The organism is Blastococcus aurantiacus (genome assembly GCF_900102425.1).
Taxonomy (GTDB): Bacteria; Actinomycetota; Actinomycetes; order Mycobacteriales; family Geodermatophilaceae; genus Blastococcus; species Blastococcus aurantiacus.
Genome location: NZ_FNBT01000002.1, coordinates 24346 through 44480 on the forward strand (window position 1 = coordinate 24346; position 20135 = coordinate 44480).

At 73.7% G+C, this 20135-nt stretch carries 19 protein-coding genes and 1 tRNA gene; 5 read left to right on the plus strand and 15 right to left on the minus strand.

Going from position 1 to position 20135, the window contains the following annotated elements:
* Positions 1–6: 6 nt before the first annotated feature.
* The 4 genes from BLS70_RS03505 to BLS70_RS03520 form a co-directional block, all read right to left on the minus strand.
* On the minus strand, positions 7–1596 hold the full coding sequence (locus tag BLS70_RS03505) for a GTPase (protein WP_091764297.1): 1590 nt from the start codon (positions 1594–1596) through the stop codon (positions 7–9).
* Complete coding sequence (locus BLS70_RS03510; protein WP_091764298.1) at positions 1593–3296, minus strand: GTPase family protein; 1704 nt, start codon at positions 3294–3296, stop codon at positions 1593–1595. Before BLS70_RS03510 ends, BLS70_RS03505 begins: the two co-directional genes overlap by 4 nt.
* 76 nt (positions 3297–3372) lie before the next feature.
* A complete protein-coding gene (locus tag BLS70_RS03515) occupies positions 3373–4170 on the minus strand; it encodes a crotonase/enoyl-CoA hydratase family protein (protein WP_091764299.1) in 798 nt (265 codons plus the stop codon).
* A 57-nt stretch (positions 4171–4227) separates the two neighbouring features.
* Complete coding sequence (locus tag BLS70_RS03520) at positions 4228–5370, minus strand: acyl-CoA dehydrogenase family protein (RefSeq protein WP_091764806.1); 1143 nt, start codon at positions 5368–5370, stop codon at positions 4228–4230.
* Between the two features lie 75 nt (positions 5371–5445).
* On the opposite strand from BLS70_RS03520, the gene dapA reads away from it, so the two are divergent.
* Positions 5446–6348, plus strand: a complete 903-nt coding sequence (gene dapA / locus BLS70_RS03525; RefSeq protein ID WP_091764300.1) for a 4-hydroxy-tetrahydrodipicolinate synthase — start codon at positions 5446–5448, stop codon at positions 6346–6348.
* Between the two features lie 107 nt (positions 6349–6455).
* Positions 6456–6698 carry a hypothetical protein gene (locus tag BLS70_RS03530; RefSeq protein WP_091764807.1) on the plus strand — a complete coding sequence of 81 codons (243 nt, stop codon included), beginning with the start codon at positions 6456–6458 and terminating at the stop codon, positions 6696–6698.
* A gap of 21 nt (positions 6699–6719) precedes the next feature.
* On the opposite strand, the gene BLS70_RS03535 is transcribed toward BLS70_RS03530, so the two are convergent.
* From BLS70_RS03535 to BLS70_RS03550, 4 genes are all read right to left on the minus strand, one after another.
* A complete protein-coding gene (locus tag BLS70_RS03535) occupies positions 6720–7001 on the minus strand; it encodes a ubiquitin-like small modifier protein 1 (protein WP_091764301.1) in 282 nt (93 codons plus the stop codon).
* Positions 6998–8077, minus strand: coding sequence for a sialidase family protein (locus BLS70_RS03540; RefSeq protein WP_091764302.1), 1080 nt, complete (start codon positions 8075–8077; stop codon positions 6998–7000). Before BLS70_RS03540 ends, BLS70_RS03535 begins: the two co-directional genes overlap by 4 nt.
* A gap of 56 nt (positions 8078–8133) precedes the next feature.
* Positions 8134–8595: a hypothetical protein gene (locus tag BLS70_RS03545; protein WP_091764303.1), complete on the minus strand. Its 462-nt coding sequence runs from the start codon at positions 8593–8595 to the stop codon at positions 8134–8136.
* A gap of 81 nt (positions 8596–8676) precedes the next feature.
* Positions 8677–9846: a L,D-transpeptidase gene (locus BLS70_RS03550; RefSeq protein ID WP_255362216.1), complete on the minus strand. Its 1170-nt coding sequence runs from the start codon at positions 9844–9846 to the stop codon at positions 8677–8679.
* 209 nt (positions 9847–10055) lie between these two features.
* On the opposite strand from BLS70_RS03550, the gene BLS70_RS03555 reads away from it, so the two are divergent.
* Positions 10056–10131: transfer RNA gene (locus BLS70_RS03555), tRNA-Lys, on the plus strand.
* A gap of 42 nt (positions 10132–10173) precedes the next feature.
* Here BLS70_RS03555 and BLS70_RS03560 read toward each other — a convergent pair.
* Together BLS70_RS03560 and BLS70_RS03565 are read right to left on the minus strand one after the other, a co-directional pair.
* Positions 10174–11991 (minus strand): potassium channel family protein, encoded by a 1818-nt coding sequence (locus BLS70_RS03560; RefSeq protein WP_218122268.1) that lies wholly within the window; start codon positions 11989–11991, stop codon positions 10174–10176.
* Between the two features lie 12 nt (positions 11992–12003).
* The gene (locus tag BLS70_RS03565; RefSeq protein WP_091764305.1) at positions 12004–12390 is read right to left on the minus strand and encodes a DUF6394 family protein; all 387 of its coding nucleotides are present in this window, start codon (positions 12388–12390) and stop codon (positions 12004–12006) included.
* Between the two features lie 140 nt (positions 12391–12530).
* Between BLS70_RS03565 and BLS70_RS03570 the strand changes: the two genes are divergently transcribed.
* A complete protein-coding gene (locus BLS70_RS03570) occupies positions 12531–13688 on the plus strand; it encodes an MFS transporter (protein ID WP_091764809.1) in 1158 nt (385 codons plus the stop codon).
* A 62-nt stretch (positions 13689–13750) separates the two neighbouring features.
* On the opposite strand, the gene BLS70_RS03575 is transcribed toward BLS70_RS03570, so the two are convergent.
* From BLS70_RS03575 to BLS70_RS03595, 5 genes are read right to left on the minus strand one after another with little or no spacing between them, the layout of a single operon-like run.
* Positions 13751–14995 (minus strand): ABC transporter substrate-binding protein, encoded by a 1245-nt coding sequence (locus BLS70_RS03575; protein ID WP_091764306.1) that lies wholly within the window; start codon positions 14993–14995, stop codon positions 13751–13753.
* Positions 14992–16212: a branched-chain amino acid ABC transporter permease gene (locus BLS70_RS03580; RefSeq protein WP_091764307.1), complete on the minus strand. Its 1221-nt coding sequence runs from the start codon at positions 16210–16212 to the stop codon at positions 14992–14994. The genes BLS70_RS03575 and BLS70_RS03580 overlap by 4 nt, the downstream gene beginning before the upstream one ends.
* Positions 16205–17095, minus strand: a complete 891-nt coding sequence (locus BLS70_RS03585) for a branched-chain amino acid ABC transporter permease (RefSeq protein WP_091764308.1) — start codon at positions 17093–17095, stop codon at positions 16205–16207. Before BLS70_RS03585 ends, BLS70_RS03580 begins: the two co-directional genes overlap by 8 nt.
* Positions 17092–17979, minus strand: a complete 888-nt coding sequence (locus BLS70_RS03590; RefSeq protein ID WP_255362217.1) for an ABC transporter ATP-binding protein — start codon at positions 17977–17979, stop codon at positions 17092–17094. The genes BLS70_RS03585 and BLS70_RS03590 overlap by 4 nt, the downstream gene beginning before the upstream one ends.
* The gene (locus tag BLS70_RS03595; protein WP_091764310.1) at positions 17967–18761 is read right to left on the minus strand and encodes an ABC transporter ATP-binding protein; all 795 of its coding nucleotides are present in this window, start codon (positions 18759–18761) and stop codon (positions 17967–17969) included. Before BLS70_RS03595 ends, BLS70_RS03590 begins: the two co-directional genes overlap by 13 nt.
* A gap of 215 nt (positions 18762–18976) precedes the next feature.
* Here BLS70_RS03595 and BLS70_RS03600 point away from each other — a divergent pair, with 215 nt between their 5' ends.
* Positions 18977–20068, plus strand: coding sequence for an NAD(P)-binding domain-containing protein (locus tag BLS70_RS03600; RefSeq protein ID WP_091764311.1), 1092 nt, complete (start codon positions 18977–18979; stop codon positions 20066–20068).
* Positions 20069–20135: the final 67 nt, after the last annotated feature.

A 20135-nucleotide genomic window follows, 5' to 3' on the forward strand; every position in this document is an offset into this window, starting at 1 on the left:
GGGCCGTCAGCTGCCGGCGCGACGGACGGCGGCGCAGAAGACGCGCGCGTCCTCGACGGTCCCCTCCAGCGGCGCGAGCACCGACGAGCGCGCCACCTCCGCGACGCGCGCGGTGAGCCGCTGCTCCGCCCGGCGTCGTCGCCGGCGGGCACCAGCGCGGACGAAGGGCCGGGCCAGCACCGCCAGCAGCGCGCCGGCGAGCAGCCCGAGCACCAGCAGCAGGGTCGGCAGGGGGATGCCCTCGACCTCCGGCAGCGGCAGGACGTCGTCCAACTGCAGCCAGCCCAGGACGACGAGGCCGAGCAGCCACAGCGCTCCGACGAGAGCGCAGGCCAGCAGCGCCCACTGCAGCCCGCCGACCGCCCGCTGCCACAGCGGCACCCGTGTCGGCCCGAGGTCGGCACCGGTGACGGCGCGGTCGAGCTCGTCGGCCAGCCCGCTGCCCGCCTCGTCGGCGGTCCGCCGCAGCTCGTCCCGCCACCCCTGGGGCAGCCCCTCGCCCGCCGCGGTGCGGACCTGCCGGAGCGCGGCGGTCATCCCCGCCTGCTGCACCGCCCCGGCGGTCGGCAGCGACGACCGCGCCCGCTCGTCACCCAGGTGCAGGCGCTCCAGGGGGTCCGGGCGCAGCTTCCGCACCCAGCGCAGCAGCGGCCACCCGGTGCGCGCCGTTCCCTCCCGGACGGCGGAGCGCTCCACCGCCGCCGTCACCACCGGTACACCGGCCGCGCCGGCCAGCGCCCCGGTCAGCTCCGCCTCGGCCGCGCGCGCGGACCCGGCACCCGGGTCACCGTCCGGGCAGTGCGCGGAGAGCGCCTCGGCGGTGGCCCGGACGTCGGCGGTCAGCCGTTCGGTCGCCGCCCTGCGGGCGCTGACCCGCCGCCCCAGCTCGCCGCGCAGCTCCATCAGGCCCGCGCCCGTGCGCGCCGACGTGGCGACGATCGGCGTGCCCGCGAGCCCCTCGCCGTCCAGGAGCCGGCGCAGGTCGGCCAGGCAGGCGGCCGCCGCCTGCTCGTCGAGCCGGTCGATCTGGTTGAGCACCACGACCAGCACCCCGGCGTGACCGGCCATCGGCGCCAGGTAGCGGCCGTGCACCGCGGCGTCCGCGTACTTCTGGGGGTCGAGCACCCAGACCAGCACGTCGACCAGCTCCACCAGCCGGTCGACCTCCAGCCGGTGCTCCAGCCGGACGCTGTCGTGGTCGGGCAGGTCGAGCAGCACCAGGCCGTCCAGCGCCGGTTCGGCATCGGCCACCCGGTGCCGACGCGGCACCTCCAGCCAGTCGAGCAGGCGGTCCGCGCCGGCCTCGCCCCAGACCGACGCGTGCGCCACGCCGGTCGTCGGCCGCCGCACGCCCGGGGTGCTCACCTCGGCGCCGGAGAGCGCGTTGAACAAGGTGGACTTGCCGCTGCCGGTGGCGCCGGCCAGGGCGACGACGGTGGCGTCGCCGAGGGCCTCGCGCGCCCTGGCCTTGGCCAGGAGCGTGCGGGCGCGGGCGACGTCGGGAACGTCCAGCCGCCCCTCGGCCACCTCGACCGCCTCGCGCAACGCGGCGAGCCGGTCGGTCAGCGGAAGGGCGTCGCGGTCCCTGCGCCTCATCGCTGCGCCTGCCGCGCCGCGGAGAGCTCGGCGGCGGCCGCACGCAGCTCCGCGACGGCGTCGGGCGGCGGTGCGCTCCGGTCGACCAGTTCGTCGAAACGCGCGCGCTCGTCGGTGAGCAAGCTGTTCGCCCGCTGCTCCAGATCCTCCCGGGCCCGGGTGGCCAGCGCCCGCACCGCGGAGTCGCCGAACACCGCCTCCAGCACCCGCTGGCCGACCGCCGTCGTCCCACCGGCGACCGCCACCTCTCCACCGGTGAGCCCACCGGTGGAGGCGAAGACGGCGACCATGACCACGGCGCCCACCCCGTTGACCCCCCACGAGTAGGCCCGCGCGCGGGTGCGCTTGTCCGCACCCTCGTTGCGCACGAGGTCGAGCACGGTGCCCTGCCAGTCGCGCACCTGGGCCGAGGCCGCCGCCGCGTAGTCCGGCGAGGCCGTCTCGAGGTCCGGAGGACCGGCGGCCAGCAGACTCGGTCCACCCGGCGTCCCCCGCCAGGCGTTGACCGTCCGCTCGGCGGCCTCCTCCGCTGCGTCGCGCAGGAGCACCTCCACCCCCGACTCGAGGGCCTGCTGCAGCCCGGCACCGGCCGAGGGACGCCCGGTGAGCGATGCGGTGATCCGGTCGCGCAGCCGGCCGACCTGGCCCTGCAGGGCGCGCATCCACTCCCCCGTGCCGACGAACTCCTGCCAGCGGGCGAGCACCTCGCCGCGCAGCAGCGCCCCGCTGGCGACGCCCTCGGACACCGCGGTGCACGCCCGCGCGTAGGCGGCCTCGGCGGCATCGCGGAGCGCCTCGGCGGCAGCGGCCTGCCGCGCCACGCCCTCGGCGACCAGGTCGACTCGACCGCCCAGGCTCTCCAGCGCCCCGGCCAGGGTCTGGCGGACGACGGCGGCGCGCTGCTCCTGGTCCGCGGCCAGCGAGTGCAGCCAGGAGCGCAGCGGTTCGACCTGGTCCTCGGGCAGGAAGCCGCCGCTGAGCGGGCGCTCCTCGATGACGAACAGCCGCGCGGCGGACAGCCCGGCGGTGCGGAGCATCCCGCCGAGGTCCGCCGCGATCTCGCCCGACGCTTCGGGCGGCACGCGGTCGAGCACCACGGCCAGCGCGGTGCCCCGCTCCTGGGCAGTGCGCAACAGCTCCCACGGGACGGCGTCGGCGTAGCGGGCGGCCGTGGTCACGAACACCCACAGGTCGGCGGCCGCCAGCAGCTGGCCGGCCAGCTCGCGGTTGGTCTCCACCACCGAGTCCACGTCCGGGGCGTCCAGCACCGCGAGCCCCGGCGGGAGCGCGTCGCTGACCACCAGCCGGAGCCCACCGGTGACCTCGCCCTCGCCGGTGCTGCGGGCCAGGCCCGGGAGCACCCGGTCGCCGGCGAAGGCGGCACGGTCGGCCGGCGCGCAGACCAGCACCGGTGCGCGCGTCGTCGGGCGCAGCACACCGGCGGTGGTGACCGGCGTGCCGAGGAGGCTGTTGACCAGCGTGGACTTACCGGCACCGGTGGACCCGCCGACGACGGCCAGCAGCGGGGCGTCGAGGTCGCGCAGCCGGGGCAGCAGGTAGTCGTCGACCTGGTCGACGACGGCGCGGGCCGAGCGGCTCGCCTCGTCGCGGCCGGGCACGTCCAGGTACAGGGGGACCTCGGCCAGGAGGTCGCGGAGCGCCTGCAGGGCGTCGGGGAGGCGCGGCGCAGAGGTGCTCATGACCTGCATACCTGCCCCCGACGGAGCCGGCTCACCCGCGCGCCGCGAACGCGCCGCCGCGACGGCTCTCAGCGGGTCAGCGGGCCGTCCACCGCGGAGGCCGCTTCTCGGCGAACGCCTTCATGCCCTCGGCCGCGTCCGCCGACGCGAACAGGCGGCTCATCTCCTCGCCGGAGCGGTCCCACACGGCGGTCTCCGCGGGCCGGTCGCCGTCGACGATGCCGAGCGCCAGCCGCTTGCTGGCCTGCACCGCGAGCGGGGCGTTCGAGGCGATGACCTCGGCCAGGCGCATCGCCGTCGGCACCACGTCGGCGGCCGGGACGACCTCGTTCACCAGGCCCCAGCGCAGCGCCTCCTCCGCGCTCATCGGCTCCCCCGTGAGCACGAGCCGCATCGCCACCTTGCGCGGCAGCTGCTCGGGGAGCCGGAACACCCCGCCGGCGGCGGCGAGCAGTCCGCGCTTGACCTCCGGCACCCCGAAGGTGGCGTGCTCCGCAGCGACGACGAGGTCGGCGGCGAGCGCCAGCTCCGTGCCGCCGCCCAGCGCCGCACCGTTCACCGCGGCGATCACCGGCGTGCTCATGGGGTGGCGCACGAAGCCGGCGAAGCCGTAGTGCTCGCGGCCCGGCACGATCGCCCGCTCGCCTCGGGCCAACGCCTTCAGGTCGGCCCCGGCGGAGAACGCCTGGTCCCCGGCGCCGGTGAGCACGACGCAGCGGATCTCCGGGTCGGCCTCGGCGGCGTCGAACGCGTCGGCGAGCCGGGTGGCGACGTCGAGGTCGAGGGCGTTGCGCGCCCCCGGCCGGTTGATGGTGATGAGCGAGACGTGGCCGAGGTGCTCGGTCAGGACGGTCGGCTGGTCGGGGGTGCTCACTGCGGGCCTCCGGGACGGTGCGACGAGCGGGCGGAGCGGGAACCGGTCACGGGCTGCTCAGACACCGAGCGAGCGGCCGATGATCTCCTTCATGATCTCGGTCGTCCCGCCGTAGATGGTCTGGATGCGCGAGTCGACGAACGCCTTGGCGACCGGGTACTCGAGCATGTAGCCGTAGCCGCCGTGCAGCTGCAGGCACCGGTCGACGACGCGCTTCTGCAGCTCCGTCGTCCACCACTTCGCCATGGCGGCGTCCTCGGCGGTGAACCGCCGGGCGTTGTGCTCGAGGATCGCCTTCTCCAGGAAGGTCTCGGCGACGGAGACCTCGGTGTGCATCTCGGCGAGCTCGAACCGGGTGTTCTGGAACTTCCCGATCGGCTTGCCGAACGCGGTGCGCTCCTTGCAGTACTCGACGGTCAGGTCCAGCACGTTGCGGGCCGAGGCGACGGCGCCCGCCGCGATGGACAGCCGCTCCTGGGGCAGGTTCTCCATGAGGTGGAAGAAGCCGTGCCCCTCGGTGCCGAGCAGGTTGGCCGCCGGCACGCGCACGTCCTCGAAGAAGAGCTCGGCGGTGTCCTGGGCCTTGAGGCCGACCTTGTCCAGGTTGCGCCCGCGCTCGAAGCCGGGCATGCCGCGCTCGACGACGAGCAGCGAGAAGCCACGGGCGCCGGCCTCGGGGTCGGTGCGGGCGACGACGATCACCAGGTCGGCGTTGATGCCGTTGGTGATGAAGGTCTTGGACCCGTTCAGCACCCACTCGTCGCCGTCCCGGCGGGCCGAGGTCGTGAGGCCCTGGAGGTCGGAGCCGGCACCCGGCTCGGTCATGGCGATCGCGGTGATGATCGCGCCGCTGACGACGCCGGGCAGCCAGCGCTGCTTCTGCTCCTCGGTGGTGAGGCCGGTCAGGTAGGGCGCGACGACGTCGTTCTGCAGCGTGAAGCCCAGACCGCTGGCCCCGACCCGGCTGATCTCGGCGGTGAGGATCGCGTTGTAGCGGAAATCCGTGACCCCGCCCCCGCCGTACTCCTCGGGCACGTCCATGCCGAGCAGCCCCTGCTCGCCCGCCTTGAGCCAGACGGACCGGTCGACGACCCCGGCCTCCTCCCACGTCGCGTGGTGCGGAACGACCTCCTTGGCCAGGAACTCGCGCAGCATGGCGCGGAACGCCTCGTGCTCGGCTTCGTAGAGCGCGGACTGCACGGCCACCTCCGGGTCGGGCGATCGCCTCCGGGGCGGAGGCCCCAGGAACATAACGGGCAGCTACATTGCCCGACCATGCCCGCCCCTTCCCCGGAACGGCCCTTCGGTGCGCTGCTGACGGCCATGGTCACGCCGATGACCGACGACGGCGCCCTCGACCTGGACGCCGCCGAGCGCCTCGCCGTCGACCTGGTCGAAGCCGGGCACGACGGCCTCGTGCTCAACGGCACCACCGGCGAGGCGCCGACGACGTCGGACCGCGAGAAGGCCGACCTGGTGCGCGCCGTGGTCCGGGCCCTGGGTGGGCGCGCCCTCGTCCTCGCCGGCGCCGGCTCCAACGACACGCGGCACGCGGTCGCGATGGCGCGGCACGCGGCCGAGGCCGGCGCCGACGGGCTGCTCGCGGTGACGCCCTACTACTCCCGGCCGTCGCAGGACGGGGTGGTCGCGCACCTGACCGCCGTCGCCGACGCCGGTGACCTGCCGGTGATGCTCTACGACGTCCCCGCCCGCACGGGGCTCCGGTTGAACGCGGACTCGCTGCGCCGGCTCGCCGAGCACCCGCGCATCACCGCGGTGAAGGACGCGACCGAGGACCCGGCCGCCGCGTTCCGGCTGATCCACGAGACGGGGCTGGCCTGGTACTGCGGCGACGACGGCCTGCTGCTGCCGTTCCTGTCGGTCGGCGCGGTGGGGGTGGTGAGCATGGCCGGGCACCTGGTCGGCGAGCAGCTCGCGCACGTCATCGCGCTGGCCGAGGCGGGCGAGCCGGAGAAGGCCCGCGAGGTGTTCCGGTCGGTGCTGCCCGTGATCGACCTGATCGTCGGCTCGGGCAACGGCGCGCTCCGGTCGAAGCTCGCGCTCGCCCTCACCGGCCGCATCCCCGGGCCGGCGATGCGGCTGCCGCAGCTGCCCGCGGGCGAGGACGAGACCGCCGCGGTCCGCGCGGCGCTGACGGCGGCCCTCGGCGCCCCCTAGCCCGGTTCCCGCCCGCGTGCGCGACGGACGGGGTGGGAGTGACGGGTGCGCCGAACACGCACCCGGCGGTGCTGGTCCGGAGGCGCCGCGGCTCGGACCCTGGCTCCATGACCAGCGTCTACGCGTACGGCACAGCACACGCGGTCGTGATGGTCGGCTCCTTCGGCGTGGGCGGTCTCCAGCCGCGCCAGATCGGCCCGGCCCACGCCACCATCGGCCGGGTCAGCGGACAGAGCCGGAAGGCGCTCTGCGGCGCCTACGTCTCCCTCGACGAGCAGCAGCCGTGGCCCCCGGAGGGCTACGACGACCAGCAGCTCTGCGCCTCCTGCGCCGAGCTGGCCGCCCTCTGACCCCCGCCCTCTGATTCGCCGTCACCCGCCGGCGACCGACGGCAGCACCTGCACGACGGCGCCGTCCGTCACCGCCGTGTCCAGCCCGCCCTGCCAGCGCACGTCCTCGCCGTCGACGTAGACGTCCACGAACCGGCGCACCCGCCCCGTCTCGTCGCGGATCCGCCTGCCCAGCGTCGGGTGCCGGGCGGCGAGCGCGTCCAGCAGGTCGGCGAGCGTGTCCCCTGCCGGGTCGACGTCGAGGTGCCTGGTGCCGCCGGCCAGGTCGGCGAGCGCCCCCGGGAGCACCACCTGGACGGTCACGGCAGCCGGACGGCCCGCACCGCGAGGACGTCGGGGAGATGGTCGGCGACGAGCGTGAAGGTGTCCCCCTCGTCCGCGCTGGCGTAGACGCAGCCGTCGCGGGTGCCGAGGTAGAGACCGGTCGGGTCGGCGTCGTCCACGCAGAAGGCGTCCCGCAGCACGGTGGTCCACGCGGCGTCGGGCAGGCCGTCGCCCACCTCGGCCCAGGTCCCGCCGGCGTCGCGGGTGCGGTGCACGCGCAGCCGCCCGTCCGGCGGTACACGCTGCACGTCGGCCACCAGGGGCACGACCCACGCCGTACCGGGGGTCGACGGCGAGGCGGCGATGGGGAAACCGAAGTCGGCGGGCAGCCCCTCGGCGATCGACGTCCAGGAGTCGCCGCCATCGTCGGTGCGGAACACCCCGAAGTGGTTCTGGGCGTACATCCGCGCCGGGTCCCCTGCGTCGACGGCGACCTTGTGCACGCACTGGCCGTACTCCGGCGGTTCGGGGAGGAAGACGGCGCTGATGCCGCGGTTGCGGGGCGCCCAGCCGGTGGCGCCGTCGTCGCTGACGTAGACGCCGCCGGTGCTCATCGCCACCGTGACCCGGTCGGACGCCGGGTCCGGGAGGATCGTGTGCACGGCTCCGCCACCGGCGCCGGGCTCCCAGGTGGGCCGGTGCGGGTGGTCCCACAGACCGCGGACCAGGGAGAAGCTGCAGCCGCCGTCGGTGCTGCGCCACAGCGAGTGCGGCTCGCAGCCGGCCCACACGACGTCGGGGCGCCCGGCCGAGTCGGGGCGCAACTGCCAGACCCGGGCCAGCGCGGCCCCGGTGTCCTCGGGAAAGCGGACGGCGCCATCGTCGGTCTCCTGCCAGGAGGCGCCCAGGTCGTCGGACCGGACCACCGACGGGCCCCAGTGCCCGTACTGGATGCCGGCGAGGACCCGCGGTCGCGGACGCCGCGTGTCGACGCACACCGCGGCCACCTCCTGGGCCAGCAGGTGCGGTTCCCCCACGGTCCAGGTGCGCCGGTCGTCGTCGCTGCGGGCCAGCCACAGCCCCTTGCGTGTGCCGATCGCCAGCAGAACGGTCATGACGCCCCTCCCGGGTGGATGGTCTCGGGAGGAGAGACCGCCGGGAGGTGCGGAACTCAGCGGCGGGTGGCGCCGCCCGTCCCCGGGTCGGTCGGCAGGGTCTGGGTCCGGTCCGGCGCGGCGTCGGCCTGGGCGGCGTGCCGGCCGGTGTGGTCGGTGGTCGTGCCGTTCCCGTGCACCAGATCGGGGGCGGCCTTCTGGGCCCGGGCGCGGAGCTGATCGGCGGCCGTGCGGTCCTCGTCGGCGCGGGCGGACCGCTCCCGGGCCTCCTTCTCGGCGAGCGCGGCGCGCTCCTGCGCCTCGGCCAGGTCGCGGCGCGCCGCGGCGGCCTGCTCCTCGGCCAGCGCCTGTTCCTTCTCGGCGCGGGCCCCGCGGATCTGGGCCTCCTGCAGGTTCTCGCGAGCCTGCTCGCGCTTGCGGGCGCGGGAGATGCGCGAGCGCTTGCTCAGCGCCAGGACGAGCAGCGCGAGCAGAACCACGGCCACGACGACGAGCAGGACGACGAGCCAGGTGTCCATGGTGCCTCCCTCGGTAGACAGGGAGGGTGCCCTCGGGTCAGCGGCAGGAAACGCCCGCGCGGCGCTTGATGATCACCGCGGTCACTTCAGGGCGCTGCCGGCCTGCCACTCGTCCCACGGGACCGTCCAGTCGTCGATGTCGGACGACAGCGTGCCCGCCATGGAGCCACGGACCTCGACGACGTCGCCCGGCACGGAGAAGTCGAAGAACCAGGCGGCCCGCTCGGTCGAGAGGTTGATGCAGCCGTGGGAGACGTTGGTGTTGCCCTGCTGCGCCACCGACCAGGGGGCGGCGTGCACGAACTCGCCGCTGTCGGAGATGCGGACGGCGTACTCGACCGGCGTGCGGTAGCCGCCCGGCGCGTCGACGGGCACCCCGTAGGTGCTGGAGTCCATGACTCGGTTGCGGTTCATCTCGGTGACCACGTGCGCGCCGTTGTAGCTCGGGTTGTCCGGGCTGCCGGCGCTCATCGGGAAGCTCTGCACCAGCCGGTCGCCGTCGTAGACATCCATCGTGTAGGTGGAGGCGTCGGCGATGGAGACGTGCTTGTCGCCGATGGAGAACTCGACGGTGCGGTCCTTCTCCCCCCAGACGCCCTCTCCGAAGTCCACGCCGTAGAGGTTCGCGTCCAGGCGCACATCGATGTTGGCGGGCCAGTACTCCGAAGGCCGGAAGTGCACCTCGTCGTCGTCCACCCAGCTCCACACGCCGTCGGTCGGGGTGGAGCTGGTGACCACGAGGTTGCGCTCGACGGCGGCCTTGTCGGCGACCGGGTCGTCGAAGTAGACGCGGATCGGCATGCCGACGCCGACGGTCTGGCCGCCCAGCGGGCCGACCGAGGGCGTGGACACCGCGGCCGGGGTCACCGTCGTGAAGGTGGAGGTCACCTCTGTCTCGTTGTCGGCGTCGTTGGTCGCCGTGGCGGTGAGCGTGTAGCTGGTGGCGTAGGCCAGAGGCGTCTCCGGGATCCAGACCTCGGTGCCGGCGTCGCCCTCCGCCGGGGCGATCTCGCCCTCGACGGGCGCGCCGGTGCCGTCCACGAGGGTCACCTCGGCGAGCTCGCCGTTCACGACGGAGATCTCCAGCGGGGTGAGGGGCCCGACGTCGACCGCGCCCTCGGACGGCGCGACGGTGACCTTCGCCGGAGGGACCGCGGCGGCGGAGCTGCCCGACCCTTCGCCGTCGTCCCCACTGCACCCTGCCAGGAACACCAGGGTTCCCAGTGCCAGGACCGCCGCTGCTCGCCGCACCTCGCGACTCCTCTCCCCCGCCGGCACCGCTCGGAGGACGCCGGGACACCAGTGTCCACGCCGGAGGGCCACCTGCGCCGCGACGTGCGGCAACGCACGTCCCGATTCGGCGACGGCGGGGTGTGGTGAGGGACTCCCCGCCACCCCCGCACCAGGAGGAACGGGCGCTGGTATCGTTCTCCCTCGTTGCCCGGCCCGCCGGGTGACTCGCGCCATTAGCTCAATTGGCAGAGCAGCTGACTCTTAATCAGCGGGTTCGGGGTTCGAGTCCCTGATGGCGCACCACCCGGAGCGGCCCGGTCCTCGTGGACCGGGCCGCTCCGTCGTTCACCGCCGGCTGGGGGCGTCGGCGACCGGGGTCCGGCTGAGCTTCCGCCAGATCCAGCTCGACGGCACCCGGTGGCCGTGGACGACGTACTCCAGGACCGACGGGACGAAGAGCGTGGTGTCGAGGGCACGCCGCGCCCCGGGCCGGCCGGCCAGCAGCAGTTCGTCCCCGGCCTTCAGGACGAAGTCCTCGTCGGGCGCGAGCGTGGTCCCACTGCCCCGCAGCACCAGCAGCGCCACCGCGTGGAGGCGCTCCTCCCGGTTCTCCGGATTGCGCAGCAGGTCCCCGAGGCGGGCCGATGCGGACGCGAGCCATCCGGCGAGCGCCGGCGCCTCCTGGCCGGTCAGCCGCACCTTCCAGAGCGCCTGGAGGCGGGTGCCGCAGACGCGGGTGAGGGAGTCGATCACCGCGGCCGCCCACGCGTCACCGAGCCCGGGCATCTCCCGCAGGAACCGCCACAGCAACGGGGTGGACAACTGCGCGTAGACCTCGTGGGCGACCACCTCGCTGGGCACGAGCAGGGCATCGATGTCCATCGCGGCGAACAGTGGTGCGCTCGCCGGCCGGTTCTGCCGAGCCACGAGGAACAGCGACGGCTTGCTCCGGCGGGCCGCCGCGACCAGCGACAGGTTGGTCGTGTCGTTGTTCGTGCCGGCGACGAGGCCGACGGCACGGTCGAGGTCCGCCTGCGCCAGGATCCACGGGTCGGACCCGTCGCCCACCAGCAACCCGGGGTCGTCGACGTCCTCCGGGTGATCGTCGATGACCGTCACCTCGAGGCCCTCGGCACGCAGGTCGGCGGCCAGCTCGCGCCCCAACCGGCCGTACCCGCAGATGATCCAGCGGCCCGCCCGCGGGGGTGCGGCGCGATCGGTCAGCTCGCTGCCGGGCCCGCTCTGGAGCCACATGAGGAGCTGGTAGGACGCAGGAGCCCGCAGCGCCAGCCGGAGATGGTCCCCGAACCGGTCGAACGGGTTGACCAGGTTGGGGCTGCCGAATGCCTGCATCCGCTCGGCGAGCGCGCGTGACGTGACCCGGGCGATGACCGGGAGCTCGGGGCGCAGCAGCGCGGCCGACATCACGACCACGAGGTTGGCCTCCTCGTCGTCGGTCAGCGCGACGACCGCCTCGCACGACGGATGGTCGAGCCCGGCGACGGCGAGGTGTCCCGGGTCCCGCGCATCGGCGGCCAACCCGGGGACGTCGCCGCGGTACGAGTCCAGCTCGAGGCCGTCGATCCGTTCGCCGTCCTTGTCCAGGACGACGAATCGCCGCCCCAGGCCGTCGAGGGAGTGGCCCAACAGCTCCCCGGTCCGCCCGTAGCCGGCGATGAGCACGAATGGTTCGCGCAGCCGGGACACCTTCCTGCTGAAGTGCTGCAGCGCCAGCGCCGACCGGAAGGCGCGGTCCTGCAGGAGTGCCAGCAGCGAGCCGATCGCGTAGGCCCAGCCGATCACCGTCAGGTAGATCGAGATCGTGACCCACATCCGCTGGCTGTACGTGAACGGGTACGGGAGCTCCCCGAATCCGATCGTCGACGCGGTGTAGCTCATGAAGTAGAAGGCGTCGAAGAAGCCCATGCGCGACGGCTGGCCGTCGAGGTCCTGACCGGGGATGAGGGTCAGGCCGAGCACGCTCACCGCGAAGATGACGATCAGGACGATCAGCGGCGTCCGCATGCGCCGCAGGATCAGGAAGATCGTGGCCGACGCCTGCGACGCGGAGGCGGCAGCGACCCGCAGCGCGGCCCGGCGGTGGTGATGCTCGTCGTCGCCGTCGAACAGGTGCCGCCAGAAGGTGAGCAGCGGATTGCCCACGACCGCCTCCGATCACCCGCGGTGGAAGGAGACCGTCTCCACGACGAGCAGCACGACCGAGACGATGTTGGCCAGCAGCGCGCCTCCCGACAGGGAGACCACGCTCGCCGTCCACGACTCGTTCATGCCCGCGGTCGACACGTACGTGGCGTAGCCGAACAGCAGGGCGGCGCCGATCAGCTGGAGATCGGCGACCAGGCTCGTGGCCAGGTGGACGGCGCCGATCTGCGTGCGGTCACCGAACTTGAGCACCGTCGCGATCAGGTTGACCACCACCGCCGCGAACAGCTCGTAGGGGTTGTGCAGAGCGGGGTCGTCGATGTCGCCGATGAAGAAGCCGAAGTTCAGCGTCGCGGCCAGCATGACGAAGAAGCCGAAGACCACCTTCTCCAGATTCACCCGAACCACCTGCCCTCGTGATCCCGCACGCGTGGCACCGATCGTGCTGGTCGGCGGCCCAGCGCGCGCGCCGAGCGGTGATCCCGGGATCGCGCGCGGTCGACGACCGCGCCGGCGCCGCCGTCCGTAGGGTCGCCCCGGTGGCGTGGAAGCGGGCGGCGTTCGCCCTGTTCGCAGTGGCCGCGGGCACGAACGTCCCGACGCCGCTGCTGCTCGTCTACCAGGAGCGACTGGGCCTCTCCCCCGAGGTGCTCACCACCCTCTTCGGCGTCTACGCGGCCGGCCTCGTGCCCGCGCTGCTCGTCGCCGGCCCGCTGTCGGACCGCATCGGCCGCCGGCGGGTCGCGCTCCCCGGGATGGTGCTCGCAGCCCTCGCATCCCTGGCCTTCGCCGCCGCGGGTGACGCCCTGGCCCTGCTGTTCCTCGCCCGCTTCGCCCAGGGCGTCGTCAGCGGCATGGTGTTCAGCGTCGGCAGCGCCTGGCTGGGCGAGCTGTCCAGCGCCTCCGGGGACGGCGCCGGCGGTCGGCGCGCGGCGTTCGCCATGACGGCGGGGTTCTCGCTCGGCCCGCTCACCAGCGGGCTGCTCGGCCAGTACGGGCCGGCGCCCACGGTGCTGCCCTACCTGGTCCACGTCGTCCTGGTCGGCGTCGGTCTGGTCCTCGCCCTCCGGCTGCCCGAGACCGTCGACCTGTCCCGCCCCGACCCCCACGGCACCGAGCCGCGGCCTGGCGCACCCCTGATCCGTCCGGGCGACGGGCTCCTGGTGCTCACCGTCCTCGCGCCGGTCGCCGTCTGCGTCTACGCCTTCCCCTCCACCATCATCAGCGCGGTGCCGCTGCTGGTGGACCTGCCGTACGGCGGGGTGGCGGTGACCGGCGTCCTCGCCGGCGTCACCCTCGGCGCCGGCACGCTCGTGGCCGGTCTGCAGCGGCGGTTCCTGGCGTGGACCGCCGTCGCCGGCGCCGGCCTGGGGGCGCTCGGCTTCGGGGCCGCCGTCGTCTTCGCGACGACGGAGGCCGTCGCCTGGCTCGCGCTCGCCGCACCGCTGCTGGGCGCGGGCGGTGGCCTCTGCCTCGCCGCCGGGCTGACGCTCACCGCCCGACTGGCCGCACCGGCACGGCTGGGCGCGCTGACCTCGCTGTTCCTGGCCTGCGCCTACCTCGGCTTCGCCGCCCCCTTCGCGATGGCCGTGGCCGCGCGGGCGTCGTCCGCGCCCGTGCCCCTGGCGGTGGCCGCCGCGCTGAGCGGAGCGCTCGCGCTGCGCCTGCTGCCGGTCGCCCGCGCCGGCCGGCTGTAGCAGCGGACGACGGCGGCGCCCCCTCCGCGAGGAGAAGGCGCCGCCGTCGTGCCTGCCGGGGATCAGCCGGCGATCTGCTCCGCGAACTGGCCCTCGAACGCGTCGGCCAGGACCTTCGCGCCGCCCTCGACATCCGCCGGCTGGAGCACGAAGCTCTGCAGGCTCGGGGACTTGCCGACCTCGAAGCCCTGGATCGGGACGACGAGACCACCGGTCTCGACCTCCTCCAGCTCGCTGAAGGCGTTGAGCACGCCTTCACGGGTGAGGTCGCCGTTCTCGCAGGCCGCGTCGAGCACCTGCTTCATCATCTCGCTCATGCCGAAGCCCACGACCACGCCCAGGCTGACCGTGGCCTCCGGGTAGGCCTCCTTGTACTGCTCGAGGAGCTCCGGGTGCGCGTCGAAAGACGACACCGGCGAGGCCACGTAGAGGTGCGTCTTCAGCCAGTCGGCCGCCGGTCCCTGCAGCAGGCCGGGCGCGAAGACCGGGTTGCTGCCGAGGATCGGCACGTCCAGGCCCTGCGCCTCGGCCACGGTGGCCACCGACGCCGTCTGCCCGGGGGCGACGGTGAGCGCGATGAGGTCGACGCCGGCCGCCGCGAACTGGGTGACCTGCGCGCTCATGTCCTGGTCCGTCGCCTTGATCTGCGCCTCGATCACCTCGAGGCCCATCTCCTCGGCGACGGCCTTCGTGCCGGCCAGGCCGTTGGCGCCGTACTCGCCCTCGAAGTAGATGTGGCCGACCGTGTCGCCCTCGGCGAGGAGACCCTCCTCGAAGAGGTAGTCGTACCCGTTGGCGATCTCCACGTCGTACGTCGCACCGACGACACCGGTCCCGGGGATCTCGGTGAGCGTCTTGGACCAGGCCGACGGGAAGTTGACGATCTGGTCGGACTCGTACTCGGGCGCGAGTGCGGTGTTGATCGGCGAGCCGATCGTCTGCTGCATCGCCAGGATGCTGTCCTTCATCCCGCTGTACAGCTGCACCCCCTGCTGGGGCACGTAGCCGGTGTCCTGCACGTCGAGCTCGACGTCGTAGGTGTCGCAGACCTGGTTGTCCTCCCAGAACAGCTCGTTGGCCTGGGTGATGTCCTTGCCCAGCGCGGCGAAGACACCGGTGAGGTCGGTGAGGACGCCGAGCCGGATGGTCTGGCCCTCGACGCCGATGTCGGTCTGCACGTCGGCGCCGCCTCCCCCGCCGCCTCCCCCGCCGCCGGACTCCGGAGCCTTGGTGCTGCAGCCGGTGGCGGCCAGGACGAGGCCGGCGGCCAGCATCGTGGCGCCGGTCGAACGCTTGCTGAGTCTCACGTGGTGCTCCCTTGGGCTGGCGGGTCGGACGGACTGGGTTCGCTGGAACGGCTGGGTGTGTCGGGTGGGTGCTCGGTGACCCGTCCGCCCGGGCGGCGGGACCGGCCGGCGATGCGGTTGGCGATACCGGCCAGGCCGGCGGGCTCGAAGAGGATCACCAGGACGATGGCCGCGCCGAACAGGAACCGGGCCGCCTCACCGGCCGCCAGTCCGCCGCCGCCCACGAAGGGGATCAGGTCGGCGTAGCGCTGGAAGATCAGTGGCAGCGCACTGACGAAGATCGCCCCCAGCACGGCTCCGTTCACCGAGCCCAGGCCACCGAGGACGATCATGGCGAGGTAGAGGATGGAGAGCTCGAGGCCGAACGACTCCGGGGCGATGCTGCCGATCGACAGCGCGTACATGACCCCGGCCAGCCCGGCGTACATCGAGCTGACGAGGAAGATGCGGGCCTTGTAGCCCTGGACGTTGACGCCCATGACCGACGCCGCGACCTCGCTGTCCCGGAGCGTCTGCAGTGCCCGGCCCGGGCGGCTGCGCAGGATGTTGCGGGCGAAGAGGTAGGCGGCGAGCGCGAGGACGAGCCCGAGGTACCAGAGCCGCTCGGCCTCGCGGAACGGCACCGCGAGCACGTACAGCTCCGGATCGCGGTTGCCGAAGGTGAAGCCGAACAGCGAGAACTCCGGTGCCGACCGCCCGTTGAAGCCGCCGGTCACCTCGGTCCAGCTGTTGAGCACGTGGATGCCGATGAAGACCAGCGCCAGCGACGCCACCCCGAGGTAGATGCCGCGCAGCCGCGCCGCCAGCGGGCTGAAGAGGAGTCCCGCGAGGCCGGCGAGGAGGACACCGACGATCATGCCGATGATCGGTGGGAGGCCCAGGCCGCCGAGCTCGGCGACACCGAGGCCGCCCGGCTCTCCGGAGACGTAGACGTAGCTGACCGCCCCCACGGCCAGGAAGAAGGCGTGGGCGAGGGAGAGCTGGCCGCTGGTTCCCACGAGCAGGTTCAGGCCGATCGCGCCCACGATCGCGCCGGCGGCGGCGAATCCCGTGCGCAGCCAGAACTCCTCCACGTAGAGCGGCAGCGCGAGCATCACCACCAGCGCGAGGACCAGCAGCAGCGGGCGTAGCCAGGACCGGCCACGACCAGCCGGCGCGGGGCGACCGACCCCCGAGGGATGGGCCCCGGGAGCCTCGGTGAGGGTCGACTCAGACACGGGTCAGCTCCTTGGTCCCGAACAGGCCCGACGGGCGGAACATCAGGACCGCGATCATCACGATGAAGGGGACGACGGCACTGAACCCGCGGCCCAGGAAGAGCAGCTGGTCCTGGTAGCCGGCCGCCATCGCCTCGGCGATGCCGATCAGCAGGCCGCCCACGAGCGCTCCTCCCGTGGAGTCCAGGCCGCCGAGGATCGCGGCCGGGAAGGCCCGCAGCGCCACGGCGTAGGTGCTCGGGCTGACCCCCGGGGTGGGCGAGCCGACGAGGAACAGGGCGGCGACCGCGGCGAGCACGCCCGCGACCACCCAGGCCAGTGCGGACACCCGCCCCTGCTTGATGCCCATCAGCGCCGCGGTCTCGCCGTCCTCGGCCGAGGCGCGCATCGCGATGCCCCAGTTGGAGTACTTGAAGGCGGCGAAGAACAGCCCGATCAGGACGGCGGCGACGGCGATCGCGATGAGGCGGTTCTCGGAGATCCCGACGTCACCGACGCGGACCGACCCTCCGGCCCACGGGTGGGGGACGTTGAGGATGTCCGAACCGATCCGCCGGATCAGCTCCGTGAGCAGGATGATGTCCACGCCGATGGTGACGATGGCCAGACTGATCACCGCCGCCCCCCGGAGCCGGTTGATGATCACGCGTTCGATGACGAACGCCGCGACCGCGGTGATCGCGATCCCCACCAGGGCAGCCAGCAGGAAGCCCAGGGGCTCGGACAACCGGGCGATGGAGTAGGCGCCCAGCAGCAGCAGGGAACCGTGCGTGAAGCTGACCACCTCGCTCGCCTTGAAGATGATCACGAAGCCCAGCGCTATGAGGGCGTACATCGCGCCGAGCGAGATGCCGTTCAGCAGGAGCGACAGGAACTGGGTCACGACGGCATCCCTGGGGTCTCGGAGGAGGAGGCGCCGGCCGCGGCCGCCTCGGCCGCCTCCGACGGGTCGATCTCGTCACCGGAGCCGAGGTAGGCCCGGATGACCTCGGGGTCCCGCTGCACCTCGGCCGGAGTGCCGTCGGCGATGCGCCGGCCGAAGTCCAGGACGGTCACGCGGTCGGCCAGCGACATGACCATTCCCATGTCGTGCTCGACCAGGACGACGGAGATGCCGAGCCCGGCGCGGATCTCCAGGATCGCCTCCGCCATGCGGTGGGTCTCCTCGGCGTTCATGCCGGCCACCGGCTCGTCCAGCAGCAGCAGCCGCGGCTCCGTGCACAGCGCCCGCGCGACCTCCACCCGCTTCTGATCGCCGTAGGACAGCACCCCGACGGGCGTGTGCAGCTTGTCGCCGAGCTCCAGGAACTCCGCGATCTCCGCGACCCGGGCGCCGTGGAGCTTCCCCTCCTTGGTGGCCCGCGGCAGCCTCAGCCCCGCCGCGATGAACCCCGCTCTCGTCAGGTGGTGACGCCCGAGCATCAGGTTCTCGGCGACGGTCTGGCCGGCCGACAGCGCGATGTTCTGGAACGCGCGGGCGACACCGACGCCGGCGATCTTGTACGGCCGCATCTGGTCGAGCCGGTGCTCGCCGAACCGGACCTGCCCCTCGGCGGCGCGGTAGACGCCGGACAGGACGTTGAACATCGTCGACTTGCCCGCGCCGTTGGGGCCGATGATCGCGTGGATGGTGCCGGGCTCCACGGTGAAGGACACCTCGGACAGGGCCTTGATCGCCCCGAACCTCACGCTGACGTTCTCCACGAGGACCGGGGGGATGTCCGACCGGACGTCGGTGTCCGGTCCGGGGGCGCTCACTGCGTCCACCGCGAGAGCTTGCGGCCCGACGTCGCCCGCCGGCGCGGTGCGCCGTCGGCGCCGTCGGCGTCGTGCCCCAGGTAGAGCCGCTGCACCTCATCGGTGCGGGCGAGCTCGCGTGCGTCACCCGACAGCGACACCTCGCCGACGTCGAGCACGTAGGCCAGATGCGCGACGCCGAGGGCCATGGTCGCGTTCTGCTCCACCAGCAGCACCGACGTCCCCTGCCGGTTGATCTCGGCGATGACCTCGCCGATCTGGCCGATGATGCGCGGCGCCAGGCCCAGCGACGGCTCGTCGAGCAGCAGCAGCTTGGGGCTGGCCATCAGGGCGCGGCCGATCGCCAGCATCTGCTGCTCCCCGCCGGACAGCAGGGCCCCTCGCTGGGAGCTGCGCTCCCGGAGCACCGGGAACAGGTCGTAGACGCGGTCCTGGGCCCGGGCCTTCGCGGCCTTGTCCCTGCTGCCCATGCCACCGGCCCGGAGGTTCTCCTCCACCGTGAGCCGGCCGAAGATCCGCCGCCCCTCGGGCACCTGGACCAGGCCCATGCGGACCGTCTGCGCGGGATCCCGCGAGCCCAGCTCGGTCTCGCCGAAGCGGACCGACCCCGAGTCGATCCGCCCACGGTGCAGCCGCAGGGTGCCCGAGATGGCGCGCAGCAGGGTCGTCTTCCCGGCACCGTTGCTGCCGAGGACGGCGACGACCTCGCCGTCGGGCACCTCCATCGACACCCCCCGGACCGCCTGCACGGCCCCGCCGTAGGTGACGTGCAGCTTGTCGATGCTCAGCACCGGCTGCCTCCGTACGCCGCGAGGCCCCCGCGGGGCACCCGACAGCTGTGTCGCCGATGGGCCTCGGCAGGCGGGGAAGGATGTGACCTGGACCACATGAGCGGGACTCTAAGGGCACGGCGGCCTTCTTCGGGGATCCACAGTTCACGGTTCGGTCACGTCTGCGGCCCGCCCACTCGGGGGAAGGCCGCGGAGGACCCCGGCGTTCACCCGCCGTGAGGTCTCCCCGGGACAGCGACGCCGACGTCGACGTCGTCGTGATCGGGGCCGGGCAGGCCGGGCTCTCGACCGCCTACGGCCTGCTCCGCCAGGGGTTCGAGCCGCACACCGGGTTCGTCGTGCTGGACGCCGACGATGCACCCGGCGGCGCCTGGCAGCACCGCTGGCCCTCGCTCACCCTGACCACCACCCACCGGGTGCACGACCTGCCCGGCCTGCCCTTCACCCCGGACGACGACACCGCGCCCGCCGTCGAGTCGGTGCCCGCCTACTACGCGGTGTACGAGCGGCACTTCGACCTGCCGGTCATCCGGCCGGTCCGGGTCACCGGCGTCCGCCGCACCGGCGACGACCGCTTCCGCGTCGAGACCGATGCCGGGGCCTGGACCGCCCGCGCGGTGGTCAACGCGACCGGCACCTGGACCCGCCCCTTCGTCCCCCGCTACCCCGGCCAGGAGACCTTCCGCGGGCGGCAGCTGCACACCGTCGACTACCGCGTCCCCGAGGAGTTCCACGGGCAGCACGTCGTCGTCGTGGGGGGCGGAGCCTCGGCCACCCAGCTGCTCGGGGAGATCAGCCGGGTGGCCTCCACCACCTGGGTCACCCGGCGGGAGCCGGTCTGGCGCGACGACCCGTTCGACGAGGACGCCGGCCGCGCGGCCGTCGCGCTGGTCGAGGAGGCGGTGCGCGAAGGGCGTCGACCGGGCAGCGTCGTCGGCGTCACCGGGCTGCTCACCTCCACCCCCTACGTCCGCGACGGCCTCGACCGCGGCGTCCTGGAGCGCCGGCCGATGTTCGACCGCATCACCCCTGACGGCGTCGAGTGGGCGGACGGCACCGTCGTCCGCGCCGACGTCATCCTCTGGGCCACCGGCTTCCGTGCCGCCGTCGGCCACCTGGCTCCGCTGCACCTGCGCGCGCCGGGCGGCGGCATCCGGATGGACGGCACCCACGTCGCCGGCGAGCCCCGGCTCCACCTGGTCGGGTACGGCCCCTCCGCCAGCACCATCGGCGCCAACCGGGCCGGACAGTCGGCCGCACGTCAGCTGCGCCGGCTGCTCCGACCGGACCTCGCCCGCACCGCCTGAACCGGGGCCGCACCCTGGCCCGGGGCGGGGTGTTCGTAGGGGGATGTTCAGGGTTCGTTCAGGGCGC

Coding starts and splice junctions, on each gene's coding strand:
- BLS70_RS03505 (WP_091764297.1), bottom strand. CDS start 1,596: ATGAGGCGCAGGGACCGCGACGCCCTTCCGCTGACCGACCGGCTCGCC.
- BLS70_RS03510 (WP_091764298.1), bottom strand. CDS start 3,296: ATGAGCACCTCTGCGCCGCGCCTCCCCGACGCCCTGCAGGCGCTCCGC.
- dapA (WP_091764300.1), top strand. CDS start 5,446: ATGCCCGCCCCTTCCCCGGAACGGCCCTTCGGTGCGCTGCTGACGGCC.
- BLS70_RS03530 (WP_091764807.1), top strand. CDS start 6,456: ATGACCAGCGTCTACGCGTACGGCACAGCACACGCGGTCGTGATGGTC.
- BLS70_RS03540 (WP_091764302.1), bottom strand. CDS start 8,077: ATGACCGTTCTGCTGGCGATCGGCACACGCAAGGGGCTGTGGCTGGCC.
- BLS70_RS03545 (WP_091764303.1), bottom strand. CDS start 8,595: ATGGACACCTGGCTCGTCGTCCTGCTCGTCGTCGTGGCCGTGGTTCTG.